This window comes from Mycolicibacterium iranicum (assembly GCF_002101705.1).
In the GTDB taxonomy this organism is placed as follows: domain Bacteria; phylum Actinomycetota; class Actinomycetes; order Mycobacteriales; family Mycobacteriaceae; genus Mycobacterium; species Mycobacterium iranicum.
The window spans coordinates 1-25,865 of sequence record NZ_LQPC01000004.1 but is presented as its reverse complement, the minus strand read 5'-3'; the positions used below and the strand labels follow the sequence as shown (position 1 = coordinate 25,865).

At 66.6% G+C, this 25,865-nt stretch carries 28 protein-coding genes; 24 read left to right on the top strand and 4 right to left on the bottom strand.

The features are described 5' to 3' along the window. The first annotated feature begins 101 nt into the window (after positions 1-101). The 14 genes from AWC12_RS01065 to AWC12_RS01000 are packed head-to-tail and all read left to right on the top strand — an operon-like array spanning position 102 to position 14,419. A complete protein-coding gene (locus AWC12_RS01065) occupies positions 102-899 on the top strand; it encodes an MlaE family ABC transporter permease (protein ID WP_024447483.1) in 798 nt (265 codons plus the stop codon). Position 900: 1 nt separating this feature from the next. Beyond that, positions 901-1,782 carry an MlaE family ABC transporter permease gene (locus AWC12_RS01060; RefSeq protein ID WP_085171794.1) on the top strand — a complete coding sequence of 294 codons (882 nt, stop codon included), beginning with the start codon at positions 901-903 and terminating at the stop codon, positions 1,780-1,782. Between the two features lie 5 nt (positions 1,783-1,787). Continuing rightward, the gene (locus tag AWC12_RS01055) at positions 1,788-3,005 is read left to right on the top strand and encodes an MCE family protein (protein WP_024447485.1); all 1,218 of its coding nucleotides are present in this window, start codon (positions 1,788-1,790) and stop codon (positions 3,003-3,005) included. Beyond that, entirely contained in the window at positions 3,002-4,033 is a 1,032-nt protein-coding gene (locus tag AWC12_RS01050; protein WP_024447486.1) for an MCE family protein, read from the top strand. Before AWC12_RS01055 ends, AWC12_RS01050 begins: the two co-directional genes overlap by 4 nt. Then, the gene (locus AWC12_RS01045) at positions 4,030-5,598 is read left to right on the top strand and encodes an MCE family protein (RefSeq protein WP_024447487.1); all 1,569 of its coding nucleotides are present in this window, start codon (positions 4,030-4,032) and stop codon (positions 5,596-5,598) included. Before AWC12_RS01050 ends, AWC12_RS01045 begins: the two co-directional genes overlap by 4 nt. A 13-nt stretch (positions 5,599-5,611) precedes the next feature. Continuing rightward, a complete protein-coding gene (locus AWC12_RS01040; protein WP_085171792.1) occupies positions 5,612-7,255 on the top strand; it encodes a virulence factor Mce family protein in 1,644 nt (547 codons plus the stop codon). Next, positions 7,252-8,397, top strand: coding sequence for a virulence factor Mce family protein (locus AWC12_RS01035; protein WP_024447489.1), 1,146 nt, complete (start codon positions 7,252-7,254; stop codon positions 8,395-8,397). Before AWC12_RS01040 ends, AWC12_RS01035 begins: the two co-directional genes overlap by 4 nt. 3 nt (positions 8,398-8,400) lie before the next feature. Next, positions 8,401-9,963, top strand: a complete 1,563-nt coding sequence (locus tag AWC12_RS01030) for an MCE family protein (RefSeq protein ID WP_024447490.1) — start codon at positions 8,401-8,403, stop codon at positions 9,961-9,963. Beyond that, the gene (locus AWC12_RS01025) at positions 9,933-10,553 is read left to right on the top strand and encodes an Rv1363c family protein (RefSeq protein ID WP_085171790.1); all 621 of its coding nucleotides are present in this window, start codon (positions 9,933-9,935) and stop codon (positions 10,551-10,553) included. The genes AWC12_RS01030 and AWC12_RS01025 overlap by 31 nt, the downstream gene beginning before the upstream one ends. Next, entirely contained in the window at positions 10,550-11,530 is a 981-nt protein-coding gene (locus tag AWC12_RS01020; protein WP_085171788.1) for an RDD family protein, read from the top strand. The genes AWC12_RS01025 and AWC12_RS01020 overlap by 4 nt, the downstream gene beginning before the upstream one ends. After that, positions 11,527-12,093 carry an Rv1363c family protein gene (locus AWC12_RS01015; RefSeq protein WP_024447493.1) on the top strand — a complete coding sequence of 189 codons (567 nt, stop codon included), beginning with the start codon at positions 11,527-11,529 and terminating at the stop codon, positions 12,091-12,093. Before AWC12_RS01020 ends, AWC12_RS01015 begins: the two co-directional genes overlap by 4 nt. Further along, complete coding sequence (locus tag AWC12_RS01010; RefSeq protein WP_085171786.1) at positions 12,060-12,968, top strand: mammalian cell entry protein; 909 nt, start codon at positions 12,060-12,062, stop codon at positions 12,966-12,968. The genes AWC12_RS01015 and AWC12_RS01010 overlap by 34 nt, the downstream gene beginning before the upstream one ends. Positions 12,969-12,974: 6 nt before the next feature. Next, a complete protein-coding gene (locus AWC12_RS01005; RefSeq protein ID WP_085171784.1) occupies positions 12,975-13,661 on the top strand; it encodes a YoaK family protein in 687 nt (228 codons plus the stop codon). Then, positions 13,658-14,419 carry a fructosamine kinase family protein gene (locus AWC12_RS01000; protein WP_085171783.1) on the top strand — a complete coding sequence of 254 codons (762 nt, stop codon included), beginning with the start codon at positions 13,658-13,660 and terminating at the stop codon, positions 14,417-14,419. The genes AWC12_RS01005 and AWC12_RS01000 overlap by 4 nt, the downstream gene beginning before the upstream one ends. A gap of 87 nt (positions 14,420-14,506) precedes the next feature. Here the strand turns inward: AWC12_RS01000 and AWC12_RS00995 are convergent, their stop codons facing one another. Further along, on the bottom strand, positions 14,507-15,598 hold the full coding sequence (locus AWC12_RS00995; RefSeq protein WP_024447497.1) for a phosphodiester glycosidase family protein: 1,092 nt from the start codon (positions 15,596-15,598) through the stop codon (positions 14,507-14,509). Positions 15,599-15,841: 243 nt separating this feature from the next. Here AWC12_RS00995 and AWC12_RS00990 point away from each other — a divergent pair, with 243 nt between their 5' ends. Then, positions 15,842-16,333: an SRPBCC family protein gene (locus tag AWC12_RS00990; RefSeq protein WP_024447498.1), complete on the top strand. Its 492-nt coding sequence runs from the start codon at positions 15,842-15,844 to the stop codon at positions 16,331-16,333. Here AWC12_RS00990 and AWC12_RS00985 read toward each other — a convergent pair. Then, on the bottom strand, positions 16,284-17,612 hold the full coding sequence (locus AWC12_RS00985) for a PQQ-dependent sugar dehydrogenase (RefSeq protein WP_085171781.1): 1,329 nt from the start codon (positions 17,610-17,612) through the stop codon (positions 16,284-16,286). The genes AWC12_RS00990 and AWC12_RS00985 overlap by 50 nt on opposite strands. Then, positions 17,590-18,357 carry a pirin family protein gene (locus AWC12_RS00980; protein WP_085171779.1) on the bottom strand — a complete coding sequence of 256 codons (768 nt, stop codon included), beginning with the start codon at positions 18,355-18,357 and terminating at the stop codon, positions 17,590-17,592. Before AWC12_RS00980 ends, AWC12_RS00985 begins: the two co-directional genes overlap by 23 nt. A 100-nt stretch (positions 18,358-18,457) precedes the next feature. On the opposite strand from AWC12_RS00980, the gene AWC12_RS00975 reads away from it, so the two are divergent. Then, positions 18,458-18,904, top strand: a complete 447-nt coding sequence (locus AWC12_RS00975) for a MarR family winged helix-turn-helix transcriptional regulator (RefSeq protein WP_024447501.1) — start codon at positions 18,458-18,460, stop codon at positions 18,902-18,904. A 3-nt stretch (positions 18,905-18,907) separates the two neighbouring features. Here the strand turns inward: AWC12_RS00975 and AWC12_RS00970 are convergent, their stop codons facing one another. Next, positions 18,908-19,942: a sigma-70 family RNA polymerase sigma factor gene (locus AWC12_RS00970; RefSeq protein ID WP_085171777.1), complete on the bottom strand. Its 1,035-nt coding sequence runs from the start codon at positions 19,940-19,942 to the stop codon at positions 18,908-18,910. Positions 19,943-19,996: 54 nt separating this feature from the next. On the opposite strand from AWC12_RS00970, the gene AWC12_RS00965 reads away from it, so the two are divergent. The 8 genes from AWC12_RS00965 to AWC12_RS00930 all read left to right on the top strand — a co-directional run bounded on the left by AWC12_RS00965 (position 19,997) and on the right by AWC12_RS00930 (position 25,792). Continuing rightward, positions 19,997-20,926, top strand: coding sequence for an alpha/beta hydrolase (locus AWC12_RS00965; RefSeq protein WP_085171775.1), 930 nt, complete (start codon positions 19,997-19,999; stop codon positions 20,924-20,926). Beyond that, complete coding sequence (locus tag AWC12_RS00960) at positions 20,923-21,921, top strand: alpha/beta hydrolase family protein (protein ID WP_085171773.1); 999 nt, start codon at positions 20,923-20,925, stop codon at positions 21,919-21,921. The genes AWC12_RS00965 and AWC12_RS00960 overlap by 4 nt, the downstream gene beginning before the upstream one ends. Before the next feature lie 88 nt (positions 21,922-22,009). Beyond that, positions 22,010-22,762 carry a DUF2786 domain-containing protein gene (locus AWC12_RS00955; protein ID WP_085171771.1) on the top strand — a complete coding sequence of 251 codons (753 nt, stop codon included), beginning with the start codon at positions 22,010-22,012 and terminating at the stop codon, positions 22,760-22,762. Continuing rightward, on the top strand, positions 22,759-23,250 hold the full coding sequence (locus tag AWC12_RS00950) for a TIGR04338 family metallohydrolase (RefSeq protein WP_024447506.1): 492 nt from the start codon (positions 22,759-22,761) through the stop codon (positions 23,248-23,250). Before AWC12_RS00955 ends, AWC12_RS00950 begins: the two co-directional genes overlap by 4 nt. Next, positions 23,250-23,486: a hypothetical protein gene (locus AWC12_RS00945; protein ID WP_036465348.1), complete on the top strand. Its 237-nt coding sequence runs from the start codon at positions 23,250-23,252 to the stop codon at positions 23,484-23,486. Before AWC12_RS00950 ends, AWC12_RS00945 begins: the two co-directional genes overlap by 1 nt. Positions 23,487-23,555: 69 nt before the next feature. Continuing rightward, the gene (locus AWC12_RS00940) at positions 23,556-24,209 is read left to right on the top strand and encodes an O-methyltransferase (RefSeq protein WP_110808536.1); all 654 of its coding nucleotides are present in this window, start codon (positions 23,556-23,558) and stop codon (positions 24,207-24,209) included. Positions 24,210-24,276: 67 nt separating this feature from the next. Further along, a complete protein-coding gene (locus AWC12_RS00935; RefSeq protein WP_085171767.1) occupies positions 24,277-24,855 on the top strand; it encodes a TetR/AcrR family transcriptional regulator in 579 nt (192 codons plus the stop codon). A gap of 85 nt (positions 24,856-24,940) precedes the next feature. After that, complete coding sequence (locus AWC12_RS00930) at positions 24,941-25,792, top strand: MBL fold metallo-hydrolase (RefSeq protein WP_085171765.1); 852 nt, start codon at positions 24,941-24,943, stop codon at positions 25,790-25,792. Positions 25,793-25,865: the final 73 nt, after the last annotated feature.

The following is a 25,865-nucleotide window of genomic DNA, read 5'->3' as shown; positions in this document are numbered from 1 at the left end:
ACACGATCGGGGTCGGGGCTGGAAGGGAGCGTGCGACAGGTGCTGCCGGTGCGCTCTGCTTGTTGCGATACCAGTCGTCAGGCGCTCGTAGGAGTGGTCCTGTGACGACGAATTCGGGTCTCACGGGTTACGTCCGCGAGCAGATTCGGCCGGGTCTGGTGGCCGTCGGCGGCTTCGTGCGGATGTGCGTCCTTGTATTCAAGGCGTTGTTCCGCCCACCATTCCAGTGGCGCGAATTCATCCTGCAGGCCTGGTTCCTGCTTCGCGTGGCCTTCCTGCCCACGGTCGCGGTGTCGATCCCGCTGACCGTGCTGCTGATCTTCACGCTCAACATCCTTCTCACCGAGTTCGGCGCCGCCGACATCTCCGGTGCGGGCGCCGCACTCGGCGCGGTCACCCAGCTGGGTCCCCTGGTCACCGTGCTGGTGGTCGCCGGCGCCGGATCGACCGCCATCTGCGCCGACCTCGGCGCGCGCACCATTCGCGAGGAGATCGACGCGCTCGAGGTGCTCGGCATCGACCCGATCCACCGGCTCGTCGTTCCCCGCGTCGTCGCCTCCACCTTTGTCGCCATGCTGCTCAACGGCGCGGTCATCACCATCGGCCTGGTCGGCGGCTTCATCTTCGGCGTGTACCTCCAGAATGTCTCCGCGGGCGCCTACGTCTCGACGCTCACACTGGTCACCGGACTGCCCGAGGTGTTGATCTCCCTCATCAAGGCCCTCACCTTCGGCCTGATCGCCGGGCTCGTCGGCTGCTACCGCGGCCTCACGGTCGCCGGCGGCGCCAAAGGCGTCGGCACGGCCGTCAACGAGACCCTCGTGTTGTGCGTCATCGCGCTGTTCGCGGTCAACGTCGTGCTGACCACCATCGGCGTCCGATTCGGAACGGGGAGCTGACATGGCTGTGAGATCCGAGACGGCATCGGTAATCCGGCAGCGCTTCCCCCGCGGCGTGGCCCGCGCGGAGAAGATCGTCGGCGCACCGTCGCGCGGCCTCGACAGCGTCGGCCACGTCGCGTGGTTCGTCGTCACCGCGGTCGGTTCGATCGGGCACGCACTCCGCTACTACCGCAAGGAGACGCTGCGGCTCATCGCCGAGATCGGCATGGGCACCGGCGCCATGGCCGTGATCGGCGGCACCGTCGCCATCGTCGGCTTCGTCACGCTCTCAGGCTCGTCGCTCGTCGCGATCCAGGGCTTCGCCTCGCTGGGCAACATCGGTGTGGAGGCGTTCACCGGATTCTTCGCCGCGCTGATCAACGTGCGCATCGCCGCACCCGTGGTCGCGGGGCAGGCGCTGGCAGCCACCGTCGGCGCGGGCGCGACGGCCGAGCTCGGCGCCATGCGCATCAGCGAGGAGATCGACGCCCTCGAAGTGATGGGCATCAAGTCGATCTCTTACCTGGTGTCGACCCGCATCATGGCCGGCTTCGTCGTGATCATCCCGCTCTACGCGATGGCGATCATCATGTCGTTCCTGTCGGCGCAGGCGACCACGACGATCTTCTACGGCCAGTCGACCGGCACCTATGAGCACTACTTCCGGACATTCCTGCGTCCCGACGACGTGTTCTGGTCCTTCGTCCAAGCCGTCCTCATCTCGGTGATCGTCATGCTCAACCACTGCTACTACGGCTTCTACGCCAGCGGCGGCCCAGTCGGCGTCGGCGAGGCGGTGGGCCGCTCGATGCGCGCCTCGCTGGTGGCGATCGTGTGCGTGGTGCTCTTCGCTTCGTTGGCGCTCTACGGCGTCGACCCGAACTTCAACCTGACGGTGTAGCGGCGATGACAGCACCCATCAATTCCAAGCGGCAGCCCCCGTACAAGATCGCGGGCCTGTTCCTCGCCCTGGTCACGATCGTCGCGCTGGTCCTGGTGTACCTGCAGTTCCGCGGCGACTTCCTGCCCCGCACCGAGCTCACAATGATCTCGGCGCGGTCGGGCCTGTCGATGGACCCCGGCGCGAAGGTCACCTACAACGGCGTCGAGATCGGCCGAGTCGGCGAGGTCGAAGAGACCAACGTCGACGGGGAGCCGCGGGCCAAGATCATTCTCGAGGTCGACCCCAAGTACCTCGACCTGATCCCGCGCAACGTCGAGGCCGACATCAGCGCCACCACGGTGTTCGGCAACAAGTACGTGTCGTTCCGCTCCCCGTCGGATCCGTCGCAGCAGCGCATCTCGGCCTCTGACGTCATCGACGTCACCTCGGTCACGACGGAGTTCAACACGCTGTTCGAGACGGTCGTCGACATCGCCGCCCAGGTCGATCCGATCAAGCTGAACCAGACGCTGACCGCGACCGCGCAGGCGCTCGACGGACTCGGCGACCGGTTCGGTGAGTCGATCGAGAACGGCAATCAGATCCTCACCGAGATCAACCCGCAGCTGCCCCAGTTACGCAGGGACAACCAGCTCCTCGCCGACCTCGGTGAGGTCTACGCCGATGCGGCCCCGGATCTGTTCGACGGCCTCCAGAACGCCGTGACGACCGCCCGCACGCTCAACGAACAGCAGGGCAACGTCGACCAGGCCCTCATGGCGGCCGTCGGCTTCGGCAACACCGGCGGCGAGATCTTCGAGCGCAGCGGTCCGTACCTCGTCCGCGGCGCCGAAGACCTGATCCCGACGTCGGAGCTTCTCGACGAGTACAGCCCGTCGCTGTTCTGCACGATCCGCAACTACCACGACGTTCAGCCCAAACTCGCGGCGGCGCTAGGCGGTAATGGCTATTCGCTGCGGACTCGCTCGGAGGTCCTCGGACTGGGTGCCGGCAACGCCTATGTGTATCCTGACAACCTGCCCCGCGTGAACGCCAAGGGCGGACCGGGCGGGCGGCCCGGCTGCTGGCAGCCGATCACCCGGGATCTGTGGCCCGCGCCGTACCTGGTCCTGGACACCGGAGCCTCGATCGCGCCGTACAACCACCTTGAACTCGGCCAGCCGCTGCTCACTGAGTACGTCTGGGGCCGCCAAGTCGGGGAGCACACGATCAACCCATGAAAATCACCGGAACCGCCATCAAGCTCGGCGCCTTCTCCCTGGTGCTGCTGCTGTTCACCGGCATCATCATCGTGGTGTTCGGTCAGATGCGATTCGACCGCACCAACAACTTCTCGGCGATCTTCAGCAATGCCAGTGGTCTGCGGTCCGGACAGTTCGTCCGCGCCTCCGGCGTCGAGGTCGGCAAGGTCGAGAACGTCACTCTGATCGACGGCGGCTCACAGGTCAGGGTCGACTTCAACGTCGACCGCTCGCTCGAACTCTTCGACGAGAGCACCGCATCGGTTCGGTACCTGAACCTCATCGGCGATCGCTACCTGGAACTCAAGCGCGGTGAGAGCAACACGAGAATGGCTGCGGGATCGACGATCCCGATCGAGCGCACCGAACCGGCGCTGGACCTCGACGCACTCATCGGCGGCTTCCGTCCGGTGTTCCAGGCGCTGGAGCCCGAGAAGGTCAACACCATCGCGCAGTCGATCATCACGGTGTTCCAGGGGCAGGGCGGCACTATCAACGACATCCTCGACCAGACCGCGTCGCTGACCTCGGCGCTGGCCGACCGGGACCAGGCCATCGGCGAGGTGATCACCAACTTGAACACGGTGCTCGACACCACGGTCAAGCATCAGCAGCAGTTCGACGACACCGTCAAGAACTTCGAGGTGCTGATCACCGGCTTGAAGAACCGTGCCGATCCGCTCGCCGACTCGGTCGGCGACATCAGCGATGCTGCCGGAACGGTCGCCGATCTGCTGGCTGACAATCGTCCGCTGCTGCAGAGCACCATCGGCCGGTTGGAGACCATCCAGCAGCCGCTGGTCGATCAGAGGGACCAGCTCAATGACCAGCTTATAAGGCTGCCCGAAGCCTTGAAGATCATCGGTCGCTCCGGTGGCGTCTACGGTGACTTCTTCAACTTCTATGCCTGCGACGTCTCGTTGATGCTCAACGGTTTACAGCCGGGTGGCCCAGTCCGCACCGTGAAGGTCTGGAGCCAGCCGTCGGGTAGGTGCACGCCGAAATGAGAGTCCTCGAAGGATCCAACCGCGTCCGCAACGGGCTGATGGGCATCATCATCCTGGTCGTGGTGATCGGCGTCGGCCAGAGCTTCGCCAGCGTGCCCATGCTGTTCGCGAAGCCGACGTACTACGCGCAGTTCGCCGACACCGGCGGCATCAATGTCGGTGACAAGGTCCGCATCGCGGGCGTCGACGTCGGCGTGGTCAAGTCGACGGACATCGACGGCGACCGTGTCGTCATCGGCTACTCGCTGGACGGCACCGAGATCGGCACCGACAGCCGCGCCGCGATCCGCACCGACACCATCCTGGGCCGGCGCAACATCGAGATCGAACCGCGTGGCGACGAGCCGCTGCAGGCCAACGAAGTGCTGCCGCTGGGGCAGACCACAACCCCGTACCAGATCTACGACGCGTTCTTCGACGTGAGCAATTCCGCCGCGAACTGGGACACCAAGACCGTCCGCGATTCGCTGAACGTGTTGTCCGAGACCATCGATCAGACCTATCCGCACCTGAGCGCCGCCCTCGACGGTGTCGCTCGGTTCTCGGACACGATCGGTAAGCGCGACGACCAGATCACGCAGTTGCTCGCCAACGCCAACAAGGTCGCGGGCGTCCTGGGCAACCGCAGCGAACAGATCAACCAGCTGTTCGTCAACGCGCAGACGTTGCTGGCCGCGGTCAACGAGCGCAACTACGCCGTCAGTCAGCTGCTCGAACGCGTCGACAAGTTCTCGACCCAGGTCCGCGGCGTCATCGACGACAACCCGAACCTGAACAAGGTTCTCGAGCAGCTCCGCGTCGTCAGCGATGTGCTGCGGGAGCGCAAGTTCGACCTCGTCGACGTGCTGGCTTCGCTGTCGAAGTTTACTGGGTCCCTCGGCGAAGCGCTCGCGTCGGGCCCCTATTTCAAGGTCATGCTCGTCAACCTCGCTCCGTACTGGATCCTGCAGCCGTTCGTCGACGCCGCGTTCAAGAAGCGCGGCATCGACCCCGAGGAGTTCTGGCGCAACGCTGGCCTGCCGTCGTTCCGTTTCCCCGACCCGAACGGCGTCGGCTTCGAAAATGGCGCGCCTCCACCGGCACCGACGCCGATCGAGGGCACCCCGACCAACCCCGGTCCCGCCGTCCCGCCCGGCTCGCCGTGTTCGTACACGCCGCCGGCCGACGGCATCCCGAGCCCCGGCGACCCGCTGCCCTGCGCAGATCTGACGCAGGGTCCGTACGGACCCGTCCCGGGTGGCTACCCGCCGCCGAACGTCGTCACCTCGGCGCCGAATGTCCATGGGCCGCAACCGCGTCCGGGTGTCCCCGCCGCGGCCATCCCCGGTCAGCTGTCGCCTGTCGTTCCGGGCGCCAACCCGCCGCTGCCGCCCGCGCCGCCCGGTGCCCGCACCGTGCCGCTGGCCCCGCAGCCGCAGCCGCCGGACTTCACCCCGGGTATCGCACCGTTGCCGCCCACGCTTCCCGCGCCGGCGGTGCCGGGTCCGGGGCAGCAGTTGGCTCCGGCCGGGCAGCCGCCCCTGCCGGGCAACCCACCGTTTCTTCCGCCGGGATCACAGGGATAGGGGGTAGGAGACCATGTCGACCATCTTCAATGTCCGGAACATGAAGTTGCCGGGTGTCTCGCGCACCGCCCTGGTCATCGGCACCCTCGTGCTGATCGTCGCCGTCGCGGGTGCGTTCCTCGGCTGGCACTTCTACAAGAAGGCGACGACCAACACCGTCGTCGCGTACTTCACCCAGACGCTGGCGCTCTACCCCGGCGACAAGGTGCAGATCATGGGCGTCCGGGTCGGCACGATCGACAAGATCGAACCCGCGGGCGACAAGATGAAGGTCACCTTCCACTACGAGAACAAGTACAAGGTTCCCGAGAACGCCAGCGCCTCGATCCTGAACCCGAGCCTGGTCGCATCGCGCACCATTCAGTTGTCGCCGGCCTACACCGGCGGCAACACGCTGCCCGACGGCGCGGTGCTCGACGTTGACCGCACCCAGGTGCCGGTCGAGTACGACGATCTGCGGGATTCGGTGAGCCGACTGCTGCGGGACCTCGGTCCCACACCGGAGCAGCCGAAGGGTCCGTTCGGCGACATCATCGAGTCCGCGGCCGACGGTTTCGCCGGCAAGGGCGAACAGCTCAACAGGACGCTCAACGGACTTTCCGAGGCGCTGTTCGCGCTGAATCAGGGCCGTGGCGACCTGTTCAGCGTCATCAAGAGCCTGGCCCTCTTCGTCAACGCGCTACACGAGAGCGACGAGCAGTTCGTCTCGCTGAACAACAACCTCGCGCAGTTCACCAACGCGTTCACCAACACCGACCGCGAGGTGGCGAACGCGCTCGAAGATCTCAACGAGCTGCTCTCGACGACGCGCAGCTTCATCGAGGAGAACGGTGAAGTGCTGGCGCACGATGTGAACAACCTCGCTGACGTAACCAACGCGATCCTGCAGCCGGAGCCGCGCGACGGCCTGGAAACGGGTCTGCATGTGCTCCCGAACCTGGGTTCGAATATCGTCAACATCTCGTCGCCAAACGCCGGCGGCATCGTCAACATGCCGGTTATCTCGAACTTCGCCAACCCGATGGAGTTCATCTGCAGCTCCATCCAGGCCGGTAGCCGTCTCGGCTACCAGGAGTCGGCGGAACTGTGCGCTCAGTACCTGGGGCCGATCCTCGACGCGATCAAGTTCAACTACCTGCCGTTCGGTGCGAACCAGCTGCAAGCCGCGATGACGCTGCCCAAGCAGATCGCCTACTCCGAGCCGCGGCTGCAGCCGCCCCCGGGATACAAGGACACGACCGTGCCGGGCATCTGGTCCCGCGACACGCTGTTCTCGCACGGCAACCATGAGCCGGGCTGGATCGTCGCGCCGGGCATGCAGGGCGTCGAGGTGCAGCCGTTCACGGCCAACATGCTCACACCGGAATCACTGGCCGAGCTGATGGGCGGGCCCGACATCGTGCCCCCCGCCGCTCCGCCGGCATTCGGGACGACGCGCAACGGCAACCTGCCCGGACCGCCGAACGCGTTCGACCAGAACAACCCGTTGCCGCCGCCGTGGTACCCGCAGCCGGGTCCGCCGCCGGTGCCCGCCCCCGGGGTGATTCCTGGCGGTGGAAGTCCGCTCGGCGCACCCGCCGCAGCTCCTGCACCCGGCCCCGCACCCGCGGCGCCGTCGGGTCCGCTGCTGCCGGCCGAAGCTGGAGGTACGCGATGAACAGGCTGACCAAGGTGGCCAGGAGCGCCATCGCGCTCGGGGCTGCCGCGGTGGTGCTCACGTCTTGCGGGTCGTGGAAGGGCATCGCGAACGTGCCGCTGCCGGGCGGTCCCGGCACCGGTTCGGGCGCCACCACCATCTATGTCCAGATGCCGGATACGCTGGCGCTCAACGTCAACAGCCGCGTCCGGGTGGCCGACGTCTACGTAGGTAGGGTGCGTTCGATCGAACTGCGGAACTGGGTTGCGACGCTGACGCTGGACCTCGACCAGTCCGTGCAGCTGCCGAAGAACACGCTGGCCAAGATCGGCCAGACCAGCCTGTTGGGTTCGCAGCACGTCCAGCTGGACCTGCCGCCGGATCCGTCCTCGGACAAGTTGAGGTCGGGCGACACGATCCCGCTGAAGAACGCGTCGGCGTTCCCGACGACCGAGCGGGTTCTCGCGAGCATCGCGTCGATCCTGACCGGTGGCGGGGTGTCGAACCTGGAGACGATCCAGACCGAGATCTACAACGTGCTCGACGGTCGTGGTGAGGAGATCAGGGAATTCCTCGGCCGTCTCGACACGTTCACCGCGGAGCTCAACCAGCAGCGCGCAGACATCACGCGGGCCATCGATTCGACGAACCGGTTGCTGGCGATCGTCGCGCAGCGCAACGAGACCCTCGATGCGGTGCTGACCGAATTCCCGCCGCTGATCCAGCATTTCGCGGAGACCCGCGATCTGTTCGCCGACGCCGTCGAAGCGCTGGGCCGGATCGGCGGTGCCGCCGAGTACGCACTCGCCCCCGCAAGTGACAACCTGAATGCCAACCTGGCCAATTTGCAGCGTCCGCTGCGGGAGCTGGGCAAGGCCGCACCTTACGTTTTGGGCGCACTGAAGCTGATGCTGACCGCACCGTTCAGCATCGAGAATGTGCCGAAGGCAATCCGCGGTGATTACGTCAACGTCTCCCTCATGGTGGATCTGACGCTGTCGGCGATCGACAACGGATTCCTCTCGGGCACAGGCGTTTCCGGAATGCTCAGAGCGCTGGAGCAGGCATGGGGTCGTGACCCGAACACGATGATCCCGGATGTGCGCTTCACGCCGAACGCCCATTCCGTGGCGGGCGGACCGCTGGTGGAAAGGGCTGAGTGAGCGATGCTGACGCGGTTCGTCAAGATTCAGCTGATCATCTTCTCGATCCTGACCATTCTCGCGGTCGGGGTGCTGGGCCTGTACTACCTGCGCCTGCCCAGCCTGGCCGGTGTCGGGCAGTACACGCTGTATGCCGACCTGGAGCGCTCCGGTGGTCTGTATGCCACCGGTAACGTGACCTACCGGGGCACGCAAATCGGCAAGGTCACCGAGGTCGAACCCACCGCCACCGGCGCTCGGGCGACGATGAGCATCGACGAGAAGTACAAGATCCCGGTGGACGCGGTCGCGAACGTGCACTCGGTGTCGGCGATCGGCGAGCAGTACCTCGACCTGGTCTCGCCGTCGGGAACAGACCAGTTCTTCAGCCCGGGGTCGACGATCACCGAGAGCACGGTGCCCGAAGAGGTCGGTCCGGCGATCGACGCCGCGAACGAGGGCCTCGCCGTGCTGCCGAAGGAGAAGATCGACGCGCTGCTGACCGAGACGTCGACCGCGGTGGGCGGGCTGGGTCCGTCCCTGCAGCGGCTCGTCGACTCCACGACCAACCTTGCGGAGGGTTTTCGCGACAACCTGCCCCAGGTCAACGACATCATCACCAACGTGGCGCCGATCCTGGACAGCCAGGTGCAGTCCGGCGACGCGATCGAGCAGTGGTCCCGCAATCTGAACGTCATCGCCTCGCAGACCGCCGAGCAGGATCCTGCGTTGCGCAGCGGGCTGCAGCAGGCGGGACCCACGCTGGACCAGGTCAACACCGTGTTCGCCGACGTACGTGACTCGTTGCCGCAGACGCTGGCCAATCTGTCCGTCGTGATCGACATGCTGAAGCGCTACAACAAGGGCCTTGAGCAAACACTGGTAGTACTGCCCCAGGGTGCGTCAATTGCTCAGACAGCCACCATCTTCGAAGGCCAGGGGCTACTGCACTTCGGCCTGTCGATCAATCAGCCGCCGCCGTGCCTGACCGGCTTCTTACCTTCGTCGGAGTGGCGTTCGCCGGCCGACACGAGCATGGCCCCGCTGCCGTCGGGCACCTACTGCAAAATCCCGAAGGACTTCCAGGGCAACGTTGTTCGCGGTGCGCGCAACTACCCGTGCGCCGATGTGCCGGGCAAGCGGGCGGCGACGCCGAAGGAATGTCGCAGCGACGAGCCGTACGTCCCGCTGGGCACGAACCCGTGGTACGGCGACCCGAACCAGATTGTCGCCTGCCCGGCCCCCGGCGCGCGTTGCGACCAGCGCGTCGCACCAGGTCAGGTGGTACCGGCACCGTCGGTGAACAACGGCCGCAATCCGTTGCCTGCCGACGAGCTGCCCCCGCCGGCGTCGCTGGCACCGATCAGTGATCCGTTGAGCCCGCCGGGCTCGGGTACCGTCAGCTGCAGCGGTCAACAGCCGAACCCCTGCATCTACACCCCGACGCAGGGACCCCCGGGCAGCGCCGCCGCCTACAGCCCGAGCAGCGGCGAGGTCGTGGGACCTGACGGCGTCAGATACAACGTTGGTAATTCGAGTAACCCAGGAGACGACGGATGGAAGGAGATGCTGGCACCAGCCGGCTGACCCCCCACACCGAGGACGTCCAGGAAGAGTCGTCGGCGGCCGCCCCAGACGCGGCGCCCGCGGACGAAACCCCGGTCGAGACACGCAGGCCCGCACGGCTGGGCAACGGCTGGGCGGCAGGCATCTGCGCCCTGTTGATCCTGCTGGCCGCGGGTGCTGTCGTCGGCGGTGTCCTCGCACTGCGTGCCAACGAGCGCGCCGCCGAGGTGGCGCGCACCGACGAGGCGGCCCTGCAGGCCGCCAAGAACTGCGTCGCGGCGACCCAGGCTCCCGATACCGCGGCGATGACCGCCGCGCAGTCGAAGATCCTCGACTGCTCGACCGGAGATTTCGGCGTCCAGGCCGGCCTGTTCGGCAGCGTCATCGCCGAGGCGTACTCCGCGGCCAACGCCACCGTGGCGGTCGATGACCTGCGCGCGGCTGTCGAACGGCACAACGAGGACGGATCGATCAACGTGCTCGTGGCGGTACGCGTCAGGATCTCCAACTCCGAAGCCGCCGACCAGCAGGTCGGCTACCGACTGCGGGCGACGATGGCCTGGGACGAGGGGCAGTACCGGATCGCCAGGCTGGACCAGGTCAACTCGTGACGGCTGTTCTCGACACAACCCCGGCGACCTCTGCCGACGACCCCGACGCGGGGCGTGCGCCGGCGTCATGGCCGTCCCGCGCGGGCGCACTGGCGGTCGACGTGGTGCCCGGCCTCGGCGTGATCGCCACGATGGCGCTGTTGGCGCTGGCCTCGCCGTCCGACGGCTGGGAGCGATGGGTGTTCACCGCCTTGGGCGGACTGACGCTGTTCGCGATGGCGGTGAACCGGCTGGTGTTGCCGAACGCCATCGGGTGGACGCTGGGGAGGGCGCTGTTCGGCATCGCGGTCCTGCGGGGTGGCGAGCCGGTCGGCATCCTGCGCTTGACCGTGCGCGACCTCGCGCACCTGCTCGACACGCTCGCGCTGGGCATCGGATGGCTGTGGCCGCTGTGGGACAAGCGGAACCGCACCTTCGCCGACATGCTGACGCGCACCGAGGTGCTGCGCGTCGACCCGCCACAGCGGAACATGCGGCGGCTCGTTTCGGCCGTACTCGTTGCGGCGACCGTTCTTTCGGTCGCGGCGGCCGGGCTCGGCTACGCCGTCCTCTACCGGTATGAGCGGGGCGTGGAGGCGGCACGCCAGCAGATCGCCGAGCAGGGCCCGCGCATCGTCGAGCAGATGCTGAGCTACGGCGCCGACACGCTGCCCGACGATTTCGCCCGGGCGCAGGGGCTGACCACCGACGGCTACCGGGACCAGCTGATCGCCCAGCAGGAAGCGGTGAAGGCCGGATCCCCGACGACGAACGAGTACTGGTCCGTCAACAGCGCGGTGCTGACCAATCCGCCGGTGACGCCGGATCACGCCGCGATGCTGCTGGCGATGCAGGGCCAGCGCGGCAACAACCCGGACGACGTCAAGTTCATCACCGCCACGGTGCTGGTCCACTTCGACAAGTCGCCCGACGGGCAGTGGCGTGTGGCGAACCTGACGGTGCTGAAGAAGCCGCAGATGAATCCGGCGGGCCCATGAGTCCACGCCGCAACTTCACCGATGCCGACGGCGAGGCCGTCGACCCCGGGTATTTCCAGTCGACACCCAAACGTGCGCCGCGATGGGGTCTTCCGCTGGTCTCCGTGATCGCCGCTCTGGTGATTGCGGCGGCGATCGCGGCCAGCACGTTCATGCTCGTCCGGCACGAGGAGGACCGTCGCGCGGCGGTCACCGACGCCGCGGCGCTCGGCTACACGAGCGAGTTCATGGTGATGTACACCAGCCTGGATCCGTTCAACGCCAACGCCTACACCGACCGCGTCGCCGCGCAGGCCACCGGTGAGTTCGCGAAGAACTTCAGCGCACGCCTCAACGAGATCCTGGTCCAGGTCGCCCGATCCGAACCGAGCACCGGCGAAGTGCTCGCGGCCGGTGTGCAGCGATGGAACGACGACGGCAGTGCCGAGGTGCTGATCGCCACGAAGGTCACCTCGAAGACACCCGACGGCAAGTCGACGATGGAGAGCGGAAGTCGCTGGGTGGCAACGACTATCAAGGAAGGACAGCAGTGGAAGATCAGCAACCTGGTTCAGGTGATCTGACCACCGAGGAGCACTCCGCTGCCGAGCGGCCGCGTCGGCGGTTCTTCGGTCGACGCTCGAAGCGGGAAGCGTCGGCGCCCACCACCGAGGCGGTCGAAGCGACTGTGGACGAAACCGCGAAGTCTGCTGACGACGCTCCCAAGACCCCGATGGGCAAAGCGGCCCGCGCGAAAGCTCAACCGGCACAACCGGAAGCGGGTGCCGAGGCTCCCGAGGGACCCGTCGAGGAAACTGTCGAGGAATCTGCGGAGTCGCCCGACGAATCTGCGGAGGAACCCGCCGAAGAGACTGTCGACGAGACAGTCGAGGAGGCTCCCCAGGAGCCGGTCGTCATGGTGCCGCACCGCCCCGCGGGTAAGGGCCTGATCGCGGCGGCGGCCGTCGCCTCGGTGGTGTTCGTCGGCGCGAGTGCGTTCGCCGGCGCCATGGTCCAGCCCTACCTGGCCGAGCGGGCTCTGGTCGCAACCAAGTTGGACATCGCGCGCGCGGCGACCGAAGCAATCACGACGCTGTGGACGTACACCCCCGACGACATGAACACCTTGGCCGACCGCGCCACGGTGTTCCTCGTCGGCGATTTCGCCGATGAGTACCGCCGCTACATCGACGCCATCGTCGAAGCCAACAAGCAAGCCCAGGTCACCAACACGACCCAGGTGATGGGCGCAGCGGTCGAATCCGTGTCGCCACCGTCGGTGCCGACCGAAGCCACTGCGCTGGTGTACACCAATTCGGTGGCGACGAGTCCGGTCACCAAGAACATCCCGGCACTGCGCTACCTGTCGTACCGCCTCACAATGCAGCGAGACGGCGGCGACTGGCGCATCACCAGGATGTCCACCATCACATCGTTCGATCTGACGCCGCAGCTCTAGCCTGCCGTGGCCATCGCCTCGCCGGTGTCGCAACGTCAGACGGAGGCCGCGCTTCTGCTGCTGACATTCACGACAGGGCTGATCGACGCGGTCAGCGTGCTCGTGCTCGGCCACGTGTTCGTCGCGAACATGACCGGGAACGTGGTGTTTCTCGGCTTCTGGTTCGCCTCGCACACCGTCGTCGATCTCACTGCTGCGGTAGTGGCGTTCACCTGTTTCCTCTTGGGCGCCATCGTCGGTGGCCGATTGGTGCGTCACCTCGGCGGAAACGTGCGGGTATGGATCGCAACGGCTCTCGGTGTCGAGATCGTACTGCTGGTCGTGCTGGCGATCCTGTGCGGAGCAGGTGTGCTGCACTATCACGACGACACGAAGCTGGTGGTGATCGCCGGGCTGGCAACGGCTTTCGGCGTCCAGCACTCGACGGCGCGGCAATTCGGCATTCAGGAGCTGACGACCACGGTGCTGACCTCGACCATTGTCGGCATCGGGGTCGACAGCAAGCTGGCAGGCGGCAGCGGCGCCCGGCAGAGGCTGCGCATCGCCGTCGTCGCCACCATGTGCTTCGGCGCTCTCGTCGGTGCGACGCTGACACGGTTCACCGTCGCACCGATCCTCGCATTCGGGGCGGTGGTGGTCACCGTCAGCGCGGCGCTCTTCTGGTTCGGCACCCCTGGCGCGGAGAAGGCTTGATGGACTACGTCAAGCGGAACACCAACGCTCCCAACGGTTTCTTCGCCTGTGAGGCCGCGGGTCTGCGGTGGCTGGCGCACGCTCAAGGCGGGGTGCCGTGCGCGCGGGTCGTCGCGGTGGACGAGGCTTCTCTCACACTGGAGCGGCTCACGCCGTCGCCGCCCACCGCAGCCGTGGCACGCGACTTCGGCGCGCGTCTGGCGCGCACCCATGACGCGGGCGCGGACGGATTCGGGGCGGCGCCGTCCGGCTGGGACGGGCCAGGGTTCTTCGGTCCGCTGCACCAACCGTTACCGATGGCGTATGCGAATGAGGCGTCGTGGGGTGCGTTCTACGCCGAGTGCCGACTCGCTCCGATGGCTGCGCGCGCGTCGCTCGACACGGAGACGCGCGCTGCTGTTGATGCCGTGATAAGACGTTGCAGAGCAGGCGATTTCGACGACGTTGAGGTGCCGGCCCGGTTACACGGAGACCTGTGGGGCGGCAATGTCATGTGGACCCCCGACGGCGTGGTGCTGATCGACCCGGCTGCCCACGGTGGCTGCCGGGAAACCGACCTTGCGATGCTTGCGCTGTTCGGGTGCCCGCATCTGGACGCGGTGCTCGACGGCTACCAGTCCGAGCATCGGCTGCGCGACGGCTGGCGGGACCGCATCGGGCTCCACCAGCTGTACCCGCTGCTGGCGCATGTGGTGCTGTTCGGCTCCGGCTACCGGGCACAGACCCGCGCCGCCGCCGTCAGTGGGTGCCGGCTTTAGTGTGCGGTCGATGCGCGGCGAGCGTGCGCATTTGCACGGCTGATCGCGGCGCGCCGCTGTGCAGACACGCGCTCTCGCGGTGCGAGGCTAGTTGAACGCGAGCCACGCCGGCTGTGCGCGCTCGCGCGAATCGCACAGCACCGCCATCGTGTCGCAGGATCCGCGGGGTGAGCCGGCCCCGGCCCACATGCCGCCGGTGTCGCGACGCAGCACGATAGCCGAAGATCCGCCGCCGTCGAGCAGCACCGCGGTGTCACTACCCAAGCCGCGGAACAGATCCTGGATCTGGTCGGGCGTATAGCTGCCGCCCTGGAACACGTACATCTCGTCACGATCCTTGACGTAGGCGATCGCCGTGCGCGCGGCACTCGGGCCCGGATCGTTGAGCTGTCCTGTCTCGCCTGGCGCCAGCAGGCCGAGGCCGGCGACGGCGACGAAGCGGGTGCCGTCGTTGATCAGCCGGGTGACGACGGGGGTGGCGGCGTCATAGTCCTCGTCACTGCTCGGCGGTACCACAAACGGCGCACCCTGAACCGGAATGATCATGGTGGACAGCGCCATCCAGCGTTCGTCTCCACCCGAGAGTCCCTGCTTGCCTGCGTAGGCGAGAGTGCTCGTCACGGCCGCATTGGTCCGGCCGAGGTTGCGGGTGTTGTCGACGTAGGCGCCCAGCGGTGAGCTGCAACCGGTCGTCTTCCACGAGCCGCCCTGTTGGCCGCGCACGTCGAAGAAATTGGCGTTGATCGCGATCGTCGGCTGGCCGAGCGCCTGCCACGCCTGCAGCGGGGAGAAGGTCTCAGACGCCTGGAGCAACCCTTCGGACGTTCGCGCCCGTGGGTCTCGCTCGCAGCGCGCCTGGTATCCGATGTGGGAGTCGGCCAGCAGCCGGGGAGCGAGCCGCTGCGATGCGGACTTGATGACCATCAACCGCCCGCCGTTGTCGAGCTCGTAGGAATTCCCCGCTGCGTTGAGCATCGGCGCGGGGAATCCCGGGCCGAAGTTGTAGACGAGATAGGAGCCCCGGGTGTTCGCGATCGCGGCAGCGAGAAGTTCGCGCGCGCTGGCCGCGTGAGCCGGCGGAGCCGTGGCCGCCATCGCGAGCACCGTGCACAGTGCCATCGCGAAGACGGACCGTTTACCCGTTGCGCGGCGCCGTGAGTTTGCGGTCGGAGTCGTCACCGGCGGCTCCCATCGGAAAATCGGATCAGGCGTAATAACAGTAATCCCAGTAGACCCGCTGTCAACTTTCGTCACAGCGGTATCACGGGAAGGTACCGGGGCGGTCGCTGCCGCCTTTGCTGAGCTGGAAGGTGGTGCCTCTTCAGCAGGAATGCGCCCCGGCCGCCCAGGACCGCGCCGTCGGCCCGGCGTCCGTCACTGCATCGCGGGGTGAGTTTGCTGGAGATCGGGTAACCACCACAGATGCCCACCGTTTCTCGCACCTTCACCGTCAGTCCGCCGCCGGATCGAGTGGTCGAGTACCTCAAGGATTTCGCGCACGCAACGCAATGGGATGCCGGAACGCAATCTTGCGAGCGCATCGACCGAGGCCCGGTTACCGAGGGCTCCTACTGGCACAACGTGTCGAAGTTCTTCGGCGTGACAACGGAGCTGACCTACACGCTCGAAGAACTGTCCGACCACCGGGTGGTGTTCGTCGGGGAGAATCAATCTTCCCGCACCGTCGACACGATCACAGTGGACCCGCAGGATTCCGGGTCGGTCATCACTTATGTCACCGATCTCGAAATGCTAGGTACTGCAAAGCTCCTCAGCCCCGTGATGAAGCTCGTATTCGAGAAGCTGGCCGTCGACACCGAGAGGCAGATGTCGTCGGTGCTCAACGGGCTCGCCGCCCCGACCCTCAGTTCGGAGGTGCCAGCCGGTAGATCGCGTCCGCCGCGTCGTCGGTGATGTAGACCGCGCCGTCGGATCCTACGACGGCGGCCACGGGACGGCCCCAGCGTGATCCGTCGGCGGCCTGGAAGTTGCCCACCAGCGTCTGCTGATCGCCCAGTGCGCCGTCTCGCCACGGGTAGAACGAGACTTCGGGTTCCCGCGGCGGCTGCCGATTCCACGACCCGTGGACTCCGACGAGGGCGCCGCGCGCGAACGGCTCCGGCAGTTCGCCGTCGACAAAGCTCAAGCCGAGCGGCGCCGAATGCGCGCCCATGCTCTGCTCGACCGGAGGTAGTGCCGAGCAGTCCATCCGTTCGCCGTCGGGGTTGGTCTGCACGTCGCGGATGAACGGCAGATCGGCGGGCCCGCCCACGTTGTTGCAGTACGGCCACCCCAATTCTCGGCCGGGCGTCAGCTTCGCGATCTGCTCCGGTGGATTCTCTCCGACATACTCGGGAATGACCTGACCGTAGGACGGCCCAGGTTCGGGGAACGGCACGTTGTCGCGTCCGTTGTTCGCGATCCAGATCGCACCGTCGGGGGCAACGGCCAACCCGGTCCCGTTACGCACGCCGGTCGCGAACGGCTCCGCCGGGCCGCCACCGGGCGGCACCCGCATGATCGTCGCGCGCGGCGGAGTCGCGGAGCGGTCCTGTTCGGAGATGTTTCCCGTGGAACCAATGGAGAAATAGACAGCGCCGTCCGGACCGACGGCGACGCTCTTGAGTACATGGGAGTACGCGCCGCGAAGATCGGGGCTGCGGTCGTCGGGGAGGCCGCCGGCGACGATCCGCGAGTTGGTGGCCGCCCCGGCCGCATAGTCGTACGCGTCGATCTGATCGCTCTGCGCCACGTACAGCGTCTCGCCCGCGAAGGCCAGCCCGTGCGGCTCGTCGAGATCGTCGAGCAGGACGGACTCCTCGGGCGGCCCGTCGCCGCGCGGCGTGAACTTGAGCACCTGGCCGGCGCTGGGCACCGACACCAGGAGGCTTCCGTCGGGAGTCCACGCCATCAGGCGCGGACGCGAGGTCCGCGCCCACACCGACAGCGTCCACCCTTGCGGCACCACGGCCTCACGGGGCTGGTCGAACGGTGCGTCCGCGAGGTCTTCGGGAACCTCGACGGTCACGGGCGCCGAGCCGGTGGGCGGCGCGGCGACCGACGACGTCGGTGACGATGACGACTCCGAAGAGGCCGGTGAGGGCTGCGTGGACTCGCCGCCGGTACATCCCGCGAGCAGCGTCGCACTCAGGACGAGAACAGGAATTCGATTATGCCGCAGCAAGTCCCGCATGCATCTCCCAAACGAGGATCTCGGCAGGTTCGGTCGCGGTCACGCGCTGCCCGCCGGAAGCGGTGAACCGCACCGCGTCCCCTTCGTGCAGCGCTCCGGCGTCCTCGAGGACGACCTCGCCTCTCGGGACGAACAGATGGAGGTAGGGCGCCTCGGGGAGTTGGACACTCTGCCCGGGCTCCAGGCGCGCACCGTGCAACGCCGCGTACTTGTTGCGGATGGTGATCGCCGCCGCATCGGTGTGCTCGGGCATCCCTGACGCGATCGTCACGAGGTTGCCGCGCAAGAGTTCGTCGTCGATCTCCAGCTGCTGGTAGCCGGGTGTGATGCCGGACTCGTCGGGCACCACCCACATCTGTACGAAATGCACTGGTTCACTGTGGGTTTCCTGACCGGTCAACGTCCAGGAGTCGTTCTTCTCCGAGTGCAGAATCCCGCGTCCGGCCGACATCCGCTGTGCCAGGCCGGGATAGATGACCCCCGAGTGGCCTGTCGAATCCTGATGCACAAGAGAGCCGCGCAGCACCCACGTCACGATCTCCATGTCGCGGTGCGGGTGAGTGTCAAAACCGGTGCCTGGCTTGACGATGTCGTCGTTGTTGACCAGCAGCAGACCGTGGTGGGTGTTGTCGGGTTCGTAATGGCCGCCGAACGAGAAGGAATGCTTGGAATCCAACCACGCGATCTTGGTCTTGGCGCGGTCTTCGGCACGCCGGACGTCGACGATGCTGGGTGCGGTGGTCATGTAGCGATCCCTCCTCGGGAGTCTTTGTCAGCCTAGGCGGCTGCTGTGCACACGACAACATGCATGATGTGTCATGTATTCCGGCGCTAGGCTGGACCCCATGGAATGGCTCACCGACGAGCAGCAGCGGATCTGGCGCGATTACCTCGCGATGACCAGCAAGCTGTATACCGCGATGCACCGTCAGCTCCAGCAGGACTGCGAGCTGTCACTGTCGGACTACGACGTGCTCGTCGCGCTGTCGGAGCGCGGGCCGATGCGCATCAACGAACTCGGTCAGCTCATCGGCTGGGAACAGAGCCGGTTGTCGCATCAGCTGCGCAGGATGCGCGGACGCGGGCTCGTCGAGCGGGAGGGCGACGGGGACGATCGCCGGGGCGCGACCGTCGCTCTCACCGATGCAGGACTGACCGCTCTGCAGGCGGCGGCACCGGGTCACGTGGACCTCGTCCGCACCGTGGTTTTCGACGGCATGTCCAAAGCCGAGCAACGCGCATTCGGTGTCGCGATCGACGCCGTACTCAGCCGACTGCGCGCGGGCGGTTAGCCCTCACAGGGTGGCGGGAAGGCCGAACTTTGCGAACAGCTCGCGTTCCATGAACGCGACCACGTGGGCGATGCCCGTCGATCGGGTGTCCAACACCTGCAGCTGAAACGACTCGTGCACGCCCGTCTCGGGATTGCGCATGTAGAGCGCGGCCACCGGCTGGCCGTTGGCCGTCGTCGTCATGAACCGCATGTCGCCCGGCCCCTGAGCCGGGCAGTGGACCTTCGACAGCGTGATGATGTCGGCAGGGCCCGAGTACCAGCCGTCGAAAGGCGGCATCTCCCACACCGCGTCGGCGGTGAACAGCTCGACGAGCTTGTCCATGTCGTAGTTCTCGAACGCCGCGGTGTACTTGGCGAGCAGATCCGCAGCCTCCGGCGACTCGGGCGGTGCGGGCTCGTCGTCGCGGGTGGGCTGAACTTCGTCGAGCTGCGCGCGGGCCCGCTGGAGCAGGCTGTTGACGGCGGCGGTCGAGGCACCGATGGCCTCGCCGACCTCGGCCGCTTTCCACTGAAGCACTTCGCGCATCACGAGGACAGCCCGCTGCCGCGGTGACAGATGCTGCAGCGCTGCGATGAACGCGAGCCGCACGGACTCGCGGGATTCCGCGATCACCGACGGATCGGACGGATCCTCATGGGGCGCGTCGGGAAGCGGCTCCAGCCACGCGACCTCGTGGCGTGGGGTGATGTCGTCGGTGGGGTCCGAGGCGGGCCCGCCCAGACCCGCCGGCAGCGGGCGACGCTTGCGGCCCTCCAACGACGTCAGACAGGTGTTGGTGGCGATCCGGTACAGCCACGTGCGCACCGATGATTTGCCCTGGAAGTTGTTGTACGACTTCCAGGCCCGTAAATACGTTTCCTGAACCAGGTCCTCCGCATCGTGCAGCGATCCGGTCATCCGGTAGCAGTGCGCCAGCAGTTCACGCCGGTACTTCTGCGCATCGGACAGAAATACGTCCTCGGCACTGCCTTCCCGGTCAGCATCGTCAAGGGCCAAGACGGTCACGAAGAGCAGCCTACGCACCGGGTGTGACAAGCCCGGTCCTGCGCGGACCGCTGTGATCCAGGACCGCCCGATAGTCTCCCTGACATGGCCGCGACCCATACCGAACGCAGTTTCGACGGCATCGGCGGCGTCCGGATCGTCTACGACGTGTGGACGCCGCAGACCCAGGCTGATTCCCCGTCGCTTCGCTCGCCCCAGGCTGATTCCCCGTCGCTTCGCTCGCCCCAGGCTGATTCCCCGTCGCTTCGCTCGCCCCAGGCACGCGGCGTGGTGGTCCTCGCCCACGGTTACGCCGAACACGCCCGACGCTACGACCACGTCGTCGCGCGGTTCGCCGAGGCTGGCCTTGTCACCTACGCGCTGGACCACCGCGGGCACGGCCGCTCCGGCGGCAAGCGCGTCTACCTGCGCGACATCACCGAGTACACGGGTGACTTCCACACCCTGGCCGGTATCGCCCGCTCGGAAAATCCCGGGGTGAAGTTGATCGTGCTCGGCCACAGCATGGGCGGCGGTGTCGTCTTCACCTACGGCGTCGAGCATCCCGACGACTACGACGCGATGGTGCTGAGCGGCCCCGCGGTCAACGCCCATCAGGACGTGCCGCCGCTGAAGATGCTTCTCGCGAAAGTCGTGGGCAGGATCGCGCCGGGCCTGCCGGTGGAGGACCTGCCCGCCGATGCGGTGTCGCGCGACCCGAAAGTGGTCGCAGCCTATGAGAACGATCCGCTGGTTCACCACGGGAAGCTGCCCGCCGGGGTCGGACGCGCGCTGATCGGGGTCGGCGAGACGATGCCGCAGCGCGCCGCCGCGATCACTGCGCCGCTGTTGGTGGTGCACGGCGACCAGGACAAGCTCATCCCCGTCGAAGGCAGTCGGAAACTGGTCGAGTGCATCGGATCCAGCGACGTGCACCTCAAGGTGTATCCAGGTCTGTACCACGAGGTGTTCAACGAACCCGAGCAGGCCGTGGTGCTCGACGACGTCACCGCATGGATCGAGTCGAAGCTGTGAAAACGCTTGCCGCTGTTGTTCTCTCGCTTCTGATGCTGGTCGCGGGGTGCTCCTCGGACAAGAGCTCCGGCGGAGCGTCGAACTGGACCGACGAAGAGGTGACGTTCGAGGCCGACGGGCTGACGATGCACGGCACCTACCGGTACCGCGCCGAGGGACAGCCCGCGCCTGCCGCGCTGCTGATCTCCGAGAGCGGCGGCACCGACCGCAACGGCGACAACGTCGTGGCCGGTCCGATCGGCAACATGCGCATGCTCGCCGAGCTGCTGTCCGACCGCGGGATCGCAAGCCTGCGCTACGACAAGGTGGGGACGGGACGCACCGGGCTGGGACCGTTCCGGGACAAGCCCGCCGACGTCGTCAGCTCCGTCTACACCTCCGGCGCCAAGGCCGCGGTGAGGTTTCTGGCCGAACGGCCGGCCACCGATCCCGAGAAGATCTCGGTCTACGCGCTGGGGGAGGGCACCATCCACGCGATGGCACTCGCCGGCGACTCGTCGGCGCAAGCGCCGAAAGTGCATTCCCTCGGTCTCTTTCAGCCACTTCCGGGGCGCTATCTCGACATCATCACCAACCGGGTGAAGGCCGACGGGTCGCCGGAGACGGTCGCGACGTGGCAGGCGGCGGTGGAGCAGATCCGCACCACAGGCACCGTTCCCGACAAACTGCCCGACGGGCTGAACTCGATCGTCAACGCGGGCAACATCAAGGCCGTCATCGAGGCGGACAAGGTCGACCCGCTCAAGCTGGCCGCTGCGATTCCTGCGGGCACCCCGGTGTTGGTGACGTGCTCGGATTCCGACAGCCAGGCGCGCTGCGAGGCAGTGCAGCCGCTCGTCGACGCGCTGGCGCACACCGACGTGACGCTCGTGAAGCTCGAGGGTGTCAACCATGTGCTGCGCGACGACCCGAGCGACAACATCGCCAACTACGCCAAGCAGGACCCACTCTCCGAGCAGCTGGTCACCGCGCTGGACGGTTTCGTCAAGAAGTAAACCGGCGAGCTGGGGATGAAAACCGCTGTGGGGATAAGGGATACTGGCAGCCGGTGAAACGTCGTAGAGATTCCTTAGCCTCACTGTCATGAGTACCGACGAGAAGATGCTGTCCCGCATCGCCGCCCTGCTGCGCCAAGCCGAGGGCACCGACAACCCGCACGAAGCCGAGGCCTTCATGGCGGCGGCGCAGCGGTTGGCCACCGTGACGTCGATAGATCTCGCCGTCGCGCGCAGCCACGGCGACAAGCGAGCCAAGGCGCAGATGCCGGTGCAGCGCACCATCACCATCGGTGAACCCGGTTCGCGCGGGCTGCGCACTTACGTGCAGTTGTTCGTGGTCATCGCCGCCGCCAACGACGTCAAGTGCGACATCGCGTCGAATTCGACGTTCGTGTACGCCTACGGCTTCAGTGAGGACATCGACGCCAGCCACACGCTCTACACCAGCCTGGTCATGCAGATGGTGCGGGCGTCCAAGGATTACCTCGCCACCGGTGCGCACAAGCCGACCCCGACCATCACGGCGCGCATCAACTTCCAGCTGGCGTTCGGAGCGCGGGTGGGCCAGCGGCTGGCCGAGGCCCGTGAACAGGCGCAGCAGGAGGCCAAGAGCGGGCCCGCCAGCATCCCGGGCACAGCGATCGCGTTGCGCAACAAAGATCTCGAGCTCAAGGACTACTACCGCCAGACGTCGAAGGCTCGCGGTGCGTGGCGCGCGACGAGCGCCACCGCCGGATATTCGTCGGCGGCGCGCCGCGCCGGTGACCGGGCAGGCCGGCAGGCCCGGCTGGGCGGTGGCACCGAGTTGGCCGGGGCGAGGTCAGCACTGGAGCGATGACGCGGGACGCGCAACGCGCAAAGGTCTATGCCGCAGAGGAATTCGTGCGGACGATGTTCGACCGTGCCGCCGAGCGCGCCAATCCGGTAGTCGACTTCTTCGGAACCCAGCTGACGCTGCCGCCGGAGGCGAGGTTCGGTTCTGTGGACTCTGTCGCGGCCTACGTCGACGACGTGTTGGCCCACCCCGCCGTCCGCGAGCGTTGGCCCGCCGCGACGCCGTTGCGGGTCCGGTCGCGCCGCGGTGTCACCGCGGCGCACTACGAGCGCGCCGGGGCTGCGGCGACGATCGCGGTGCCCGAGGGCCGAAGTGTTTGGGCACTCAGGGAACTGGTGATTCTGCACGAGCTCGCACATCACCTGTCGGATGCCGATCCACCGCACGGGCCGGAGTTCGTCGCCGTGTACACCGAGCTCGTCGGTGCTGTGATGGGTGCGGAGGTGGCCCACGTGCTGCGGGTCGTCTATGCGAAAGAAGGGGTGCGGTAGTGGAGACGACGCAGGTGGCGGTCGAGGACATCATGGCCGGCGACGAGTTGCTGATGACCAGCGACGACGATCCGAACCCCCAGATGTTCCGGGTGGCCGGGGTCGAGCACATCCACACCATGGCCTACGGCGACGAGCCCAGGGTGGTGCTCACCTCAGAGCCGACGAAAGCCGGCCGGGATCCGATGGTGCTCGCCTACCAGCGCGGTACGCGGCTGCGCAAGATCGTCGGCTGACGCCCAGCAGCTGGTGTGCCCGGGAGTACCGTCGACGCCGTGACATCGTCTGCTTGGATGCCCGACCAGATGCCCGACTGGACCGCGCTCGACGATCTGTTCACCCGCGTCCTGCACAGCGAGGACGACGCACTGCGCGCGGCCCGAGACGCCGGTGACGCCGCTGGCATGCCCGCCATCGAGGTCTCGGCCCAACACGCCAAACTGCTGTCGCTTTTGGTGCGGATGTCCGGGTCGCGCCGTGTGTTGGAGATCGGCACGCTCGCCGGCTACAGCACCATCTCGCTGGCGCGGGCCGTCGGGCCGGAGGGCTCCGTCGTGACGCTCGAATACGAGCCCGCCCACGCCAAAGTCGCCCAGCAGAATCTGGACCGCGCGGGTGTCGCGGACCGTGTCGAGATCGTCGTCGGAGCGGCGCTGGACTCGCTGCCCGGGCTGGCCGATCGCGCGCCCTTCGATCTGGTGTTCATCGACGCCGACAAGGAGAACAACGTCGCCTACGTCGAGTGGGCGATCAGGCTCGGCAGGCCGGGCACGGTCGTGGTCGTCGACAACATCGCCCGCAACGGCCGGGTGCTCGACCCTGCGCCCGGTGACGCACAGGCGCAGGCGGTCCGCGCGATGTTCGACATGATGGGCGCCCACCCGCGCCTCGACACCGCCGCCATCCAGACCGTGGGTACGAAGGGGTGGGACGGCTTCGCCATCGCAGTTGTGGAGTGACAGCCGTCATCAACTGACAGCCCGCTGTTCTCGACCAACGGGTCAAGAACAGCTCTAGACTGCGGTCGTGGGACGGCCCAAGGAATTCGATCCGCACGCAGCGGTCGATCGAGCGATGGATGTGTTCTGGGGTCAGGGTTACGGCGCCACGACTCCGCAACAGCTTGCCGAACGGTTGCAGATCGCGAAGGGCAGCATGTACCACACGTTCGGAGGTAAGCGCCAACTGTATGACCTCGCGCTGCGCCGCTACCTCGACATGCGGGTGGAGTCCGTGGGCGCGATGTTGAACAGTCCTGGACCCGCCAAAGACATTCTGCGGCAGGTCTTCCTGTACCTGGTGGAAACCGACTTCGAGCGACCGGACCGGCGGGGCTGTTTTGCGACCAACAGCGCAGTCGAGCTCGGACGTATAGATGAGGACGTCACCCGCCGGGTCATCGACCTGTTCGGTCGGACTGAAGAAGCATTTCGCGAGCTGATCGAGCGCGGCCAGCGTGACGGTGACATCAGGCCTGACCTCAACGCTTCAGATGCAGCCAGCATGCTTTTGAGCACAGCCACCGGTTTGCATGTCTTGGCGCGGGTCGACTCCGGTCCCGAGCGGTTACATCGGGTCGTCGACGCAACTCTCGATCTTGTCTGATTCAGACCGAAGGGCGTTCGCCGCACGCGATGCTATTCTTGACCTATAGGTCAAGAATTGACGCGCGCCATCGAGGGGTTTCCGTATGGGTAATGCATTGACTCTCAGGACGTTCACCGCGCCGCAACGCCGTCTCGAGCCACCCCTCGACATCGCCGCCATGGAGGAGGGGTGGACGTGGCCACCGACCTCGGTGACACTGATCGCCGGTGAGCGCGAGGCGGTCTTGGTCGACACGCTGCCGACCCTTGTGGATTCGCATGAGCTGGCCGACTGGATCGAAACCACCGACACCGTGCTCACCACGATCTTCGTCACCCATGCCCATCTCGACCACTATCTCGGGGCGGCAACGCTTCTCGAGAGATTCCCCAGTGCACGGTTCGTGGCCACCGAGGCCACGGTGCGACAAATCGAGCACGAGATGAGATCCGGTGACGAGCGCGCGACGTATGCAGCGATGTTCGTCGACGAACTCGTTTCGACCGTCATCGTGCCGGAGATCCTCGCCGCCGACCGTATCGAACTCGAGGGCCACGACCTTCTCGTCGTCGCGACCGGTCAATCCGACCACGTCGATTCGTCCTATCTACATCTCCCCGAGCTCGACGCCGTCATCGTCGGCGACATCGCCTACAACGACGTGCACTGCGCACTGATGGGCAGCGATCAGAAGAAGCGGCGACAGTGGATCGGCACCCTCGAAGAAGTCCGGACGCGGCACCCGAAGATCGTCGTGGCCGCGCATCGGCGCGAGGGTGCACCCGATGATGGTCGTGTCCTGTCCGACACGATCGCCTACCTCGAACAGGCTTACCGTCTGCTGGCCGAAAACCCCGGCGCCGATGAATTCGTCGAGCAGATGCTGAAACTCAATCCCACGCGGCTCAACGTGTCCACCCTGCTGTACGGCGCAGCCGCCCTCGGTCTCAGCTAGTTGTACTGACCACGGACGTTGGTGACGGCGTGGTGAGGTGACAAGACGAAGACCTCCGAGTGGAGTGCGAGCT

Excerpts from the sequence above, each read along its gene's own strand:
- AWC12_RS01060 (WP_085171794.1), top strand. The coding sequence starts at position 901 with ATGGCTGTGAGATCCGAGACGGCATCGGTAATCCGGCAGCGCTTCCCC.
- AWC12_RS01055 (WP_024447485.1), top strand. The coding sequence starts at position 1,788 with ATGACAGCACCCATCAATTCCAAGCGGCAGCCCCCGTACAAGATCGCG.
- AWC12_RS01050 (WP_024447486.1), top strand. The coding sequence starts at position 3,002 with ATGAAAATCACCGGAACCGCCATCAAGCTCGGCGCCTTCTCCCTGGTG.
- AWC12_RS01045 (WP_024447487.1), top strand. The coding sequence starts at position 4,030 with ATGAGAGTCCTCGAAGGATCCAACCGCGTCCGCAACGGGCTGATGGGC.
- AWC12_RS01040 (WP_085171792.1), top strand. The coding sequence starts at position 5,612 with ATGTCGACCATCTTCAATGTCCGGAACATGAAGTTGCCGGGTGTCTCG.
- AWC12_RS01035 (WP_024447489.1), top strand. The coding sequence starts at position 7,252 with ATGAACAGGCTGACCAAGGTGGCCAGGAGCGCCATCGCGCTCGGGGCT.
- AWC12_RS01030 (WP_024447490.1), top strand. The coding sequence starts at position 8,401 with ATGCTGACGCGGTTCGTCAAGATTCAGCTGATCATCTTCTCGATCCTG.
- AWC12_RS01025 (WP_085171790.1), top strand. The coding sequence starts at position 9,933 with ATGGAAGGAGATGCTGGCACCAGCCGGCTGACCCCCCACACCGAGGAC.
- AWC12_RS01015 (WP_024447493.1), top strand. The coding sequence starts at position 11,527 with ATGAGTCCACGCCGCAACTTCACCGATGCCGACGGCGAGGCCGTCGAC.
- AWC12_RS00990 (WP_024447498.1), top strand. The coding sequence starts at position 15,842 with ATGCCCACCGTTTCTCGCACCTTCACCGTCAGTCCGCCGCCGGATCGA.
- AWC12_RS00985 (WP_085171781.1), bottom strand. The coding sequence starts at position 17,612 with ATGCGGGACTTGCTGCGGCATAATCGAATTCCTGTTCTCGTCCTGAGT.
- AWC12_RS00980 (WP_085171779.1), bottom strand. The coding sequence starts at position 18,357 with ATGACCACCGCACCCAGCATCGTCGACGTCCGGCGTGCCGAAGACCGC.
- AWC12_RS00975 (WP_024447501.1), top strand. The coding sequence starts at position 18,458 with ATGGAATGGCTCACCGACGAGCAGCAGCGGATCTGGCGCGATTACCTC.
- AWC12_RS00965 (WP_085171775.1), top strand. The coding sequence starts at position 19,997 with ATGGCCGCGACCCATACCGAACGCAGTTTCGACGGCATCGGCGGCGTC.
- AWC12_RS00955 (WP_085171771.1), top strand. The coding sequence starts at position 22,010 with ATGAGTACCGACGAGAAGATGCTGTCCCGCATCGCCGCCCTGCTGCGC.
- AWC12_RS00950 (WP_024447506.1), top strand. The coding sequence starts at position 22,759 with ATGACGCGGGACGCGCAACGCGCAAAGGTCTATGCCGCAGAGGAATTC.
- AWC12_RS00940 (WP_110808536.1), top strand. The coding sequence starts at position 23,556 with ATGCCCGACTGGACCGCGCTCGACGATCTGTTCACCCGCGTCCTGCAC.
- AWC12_RS00930 (WP_085171765.1), top strand. The coding sequence starts at position 24,941 with ATGGGTAATGCATTGACTCTCAGGACGTTCACCGCGCCGCAACGCCGT.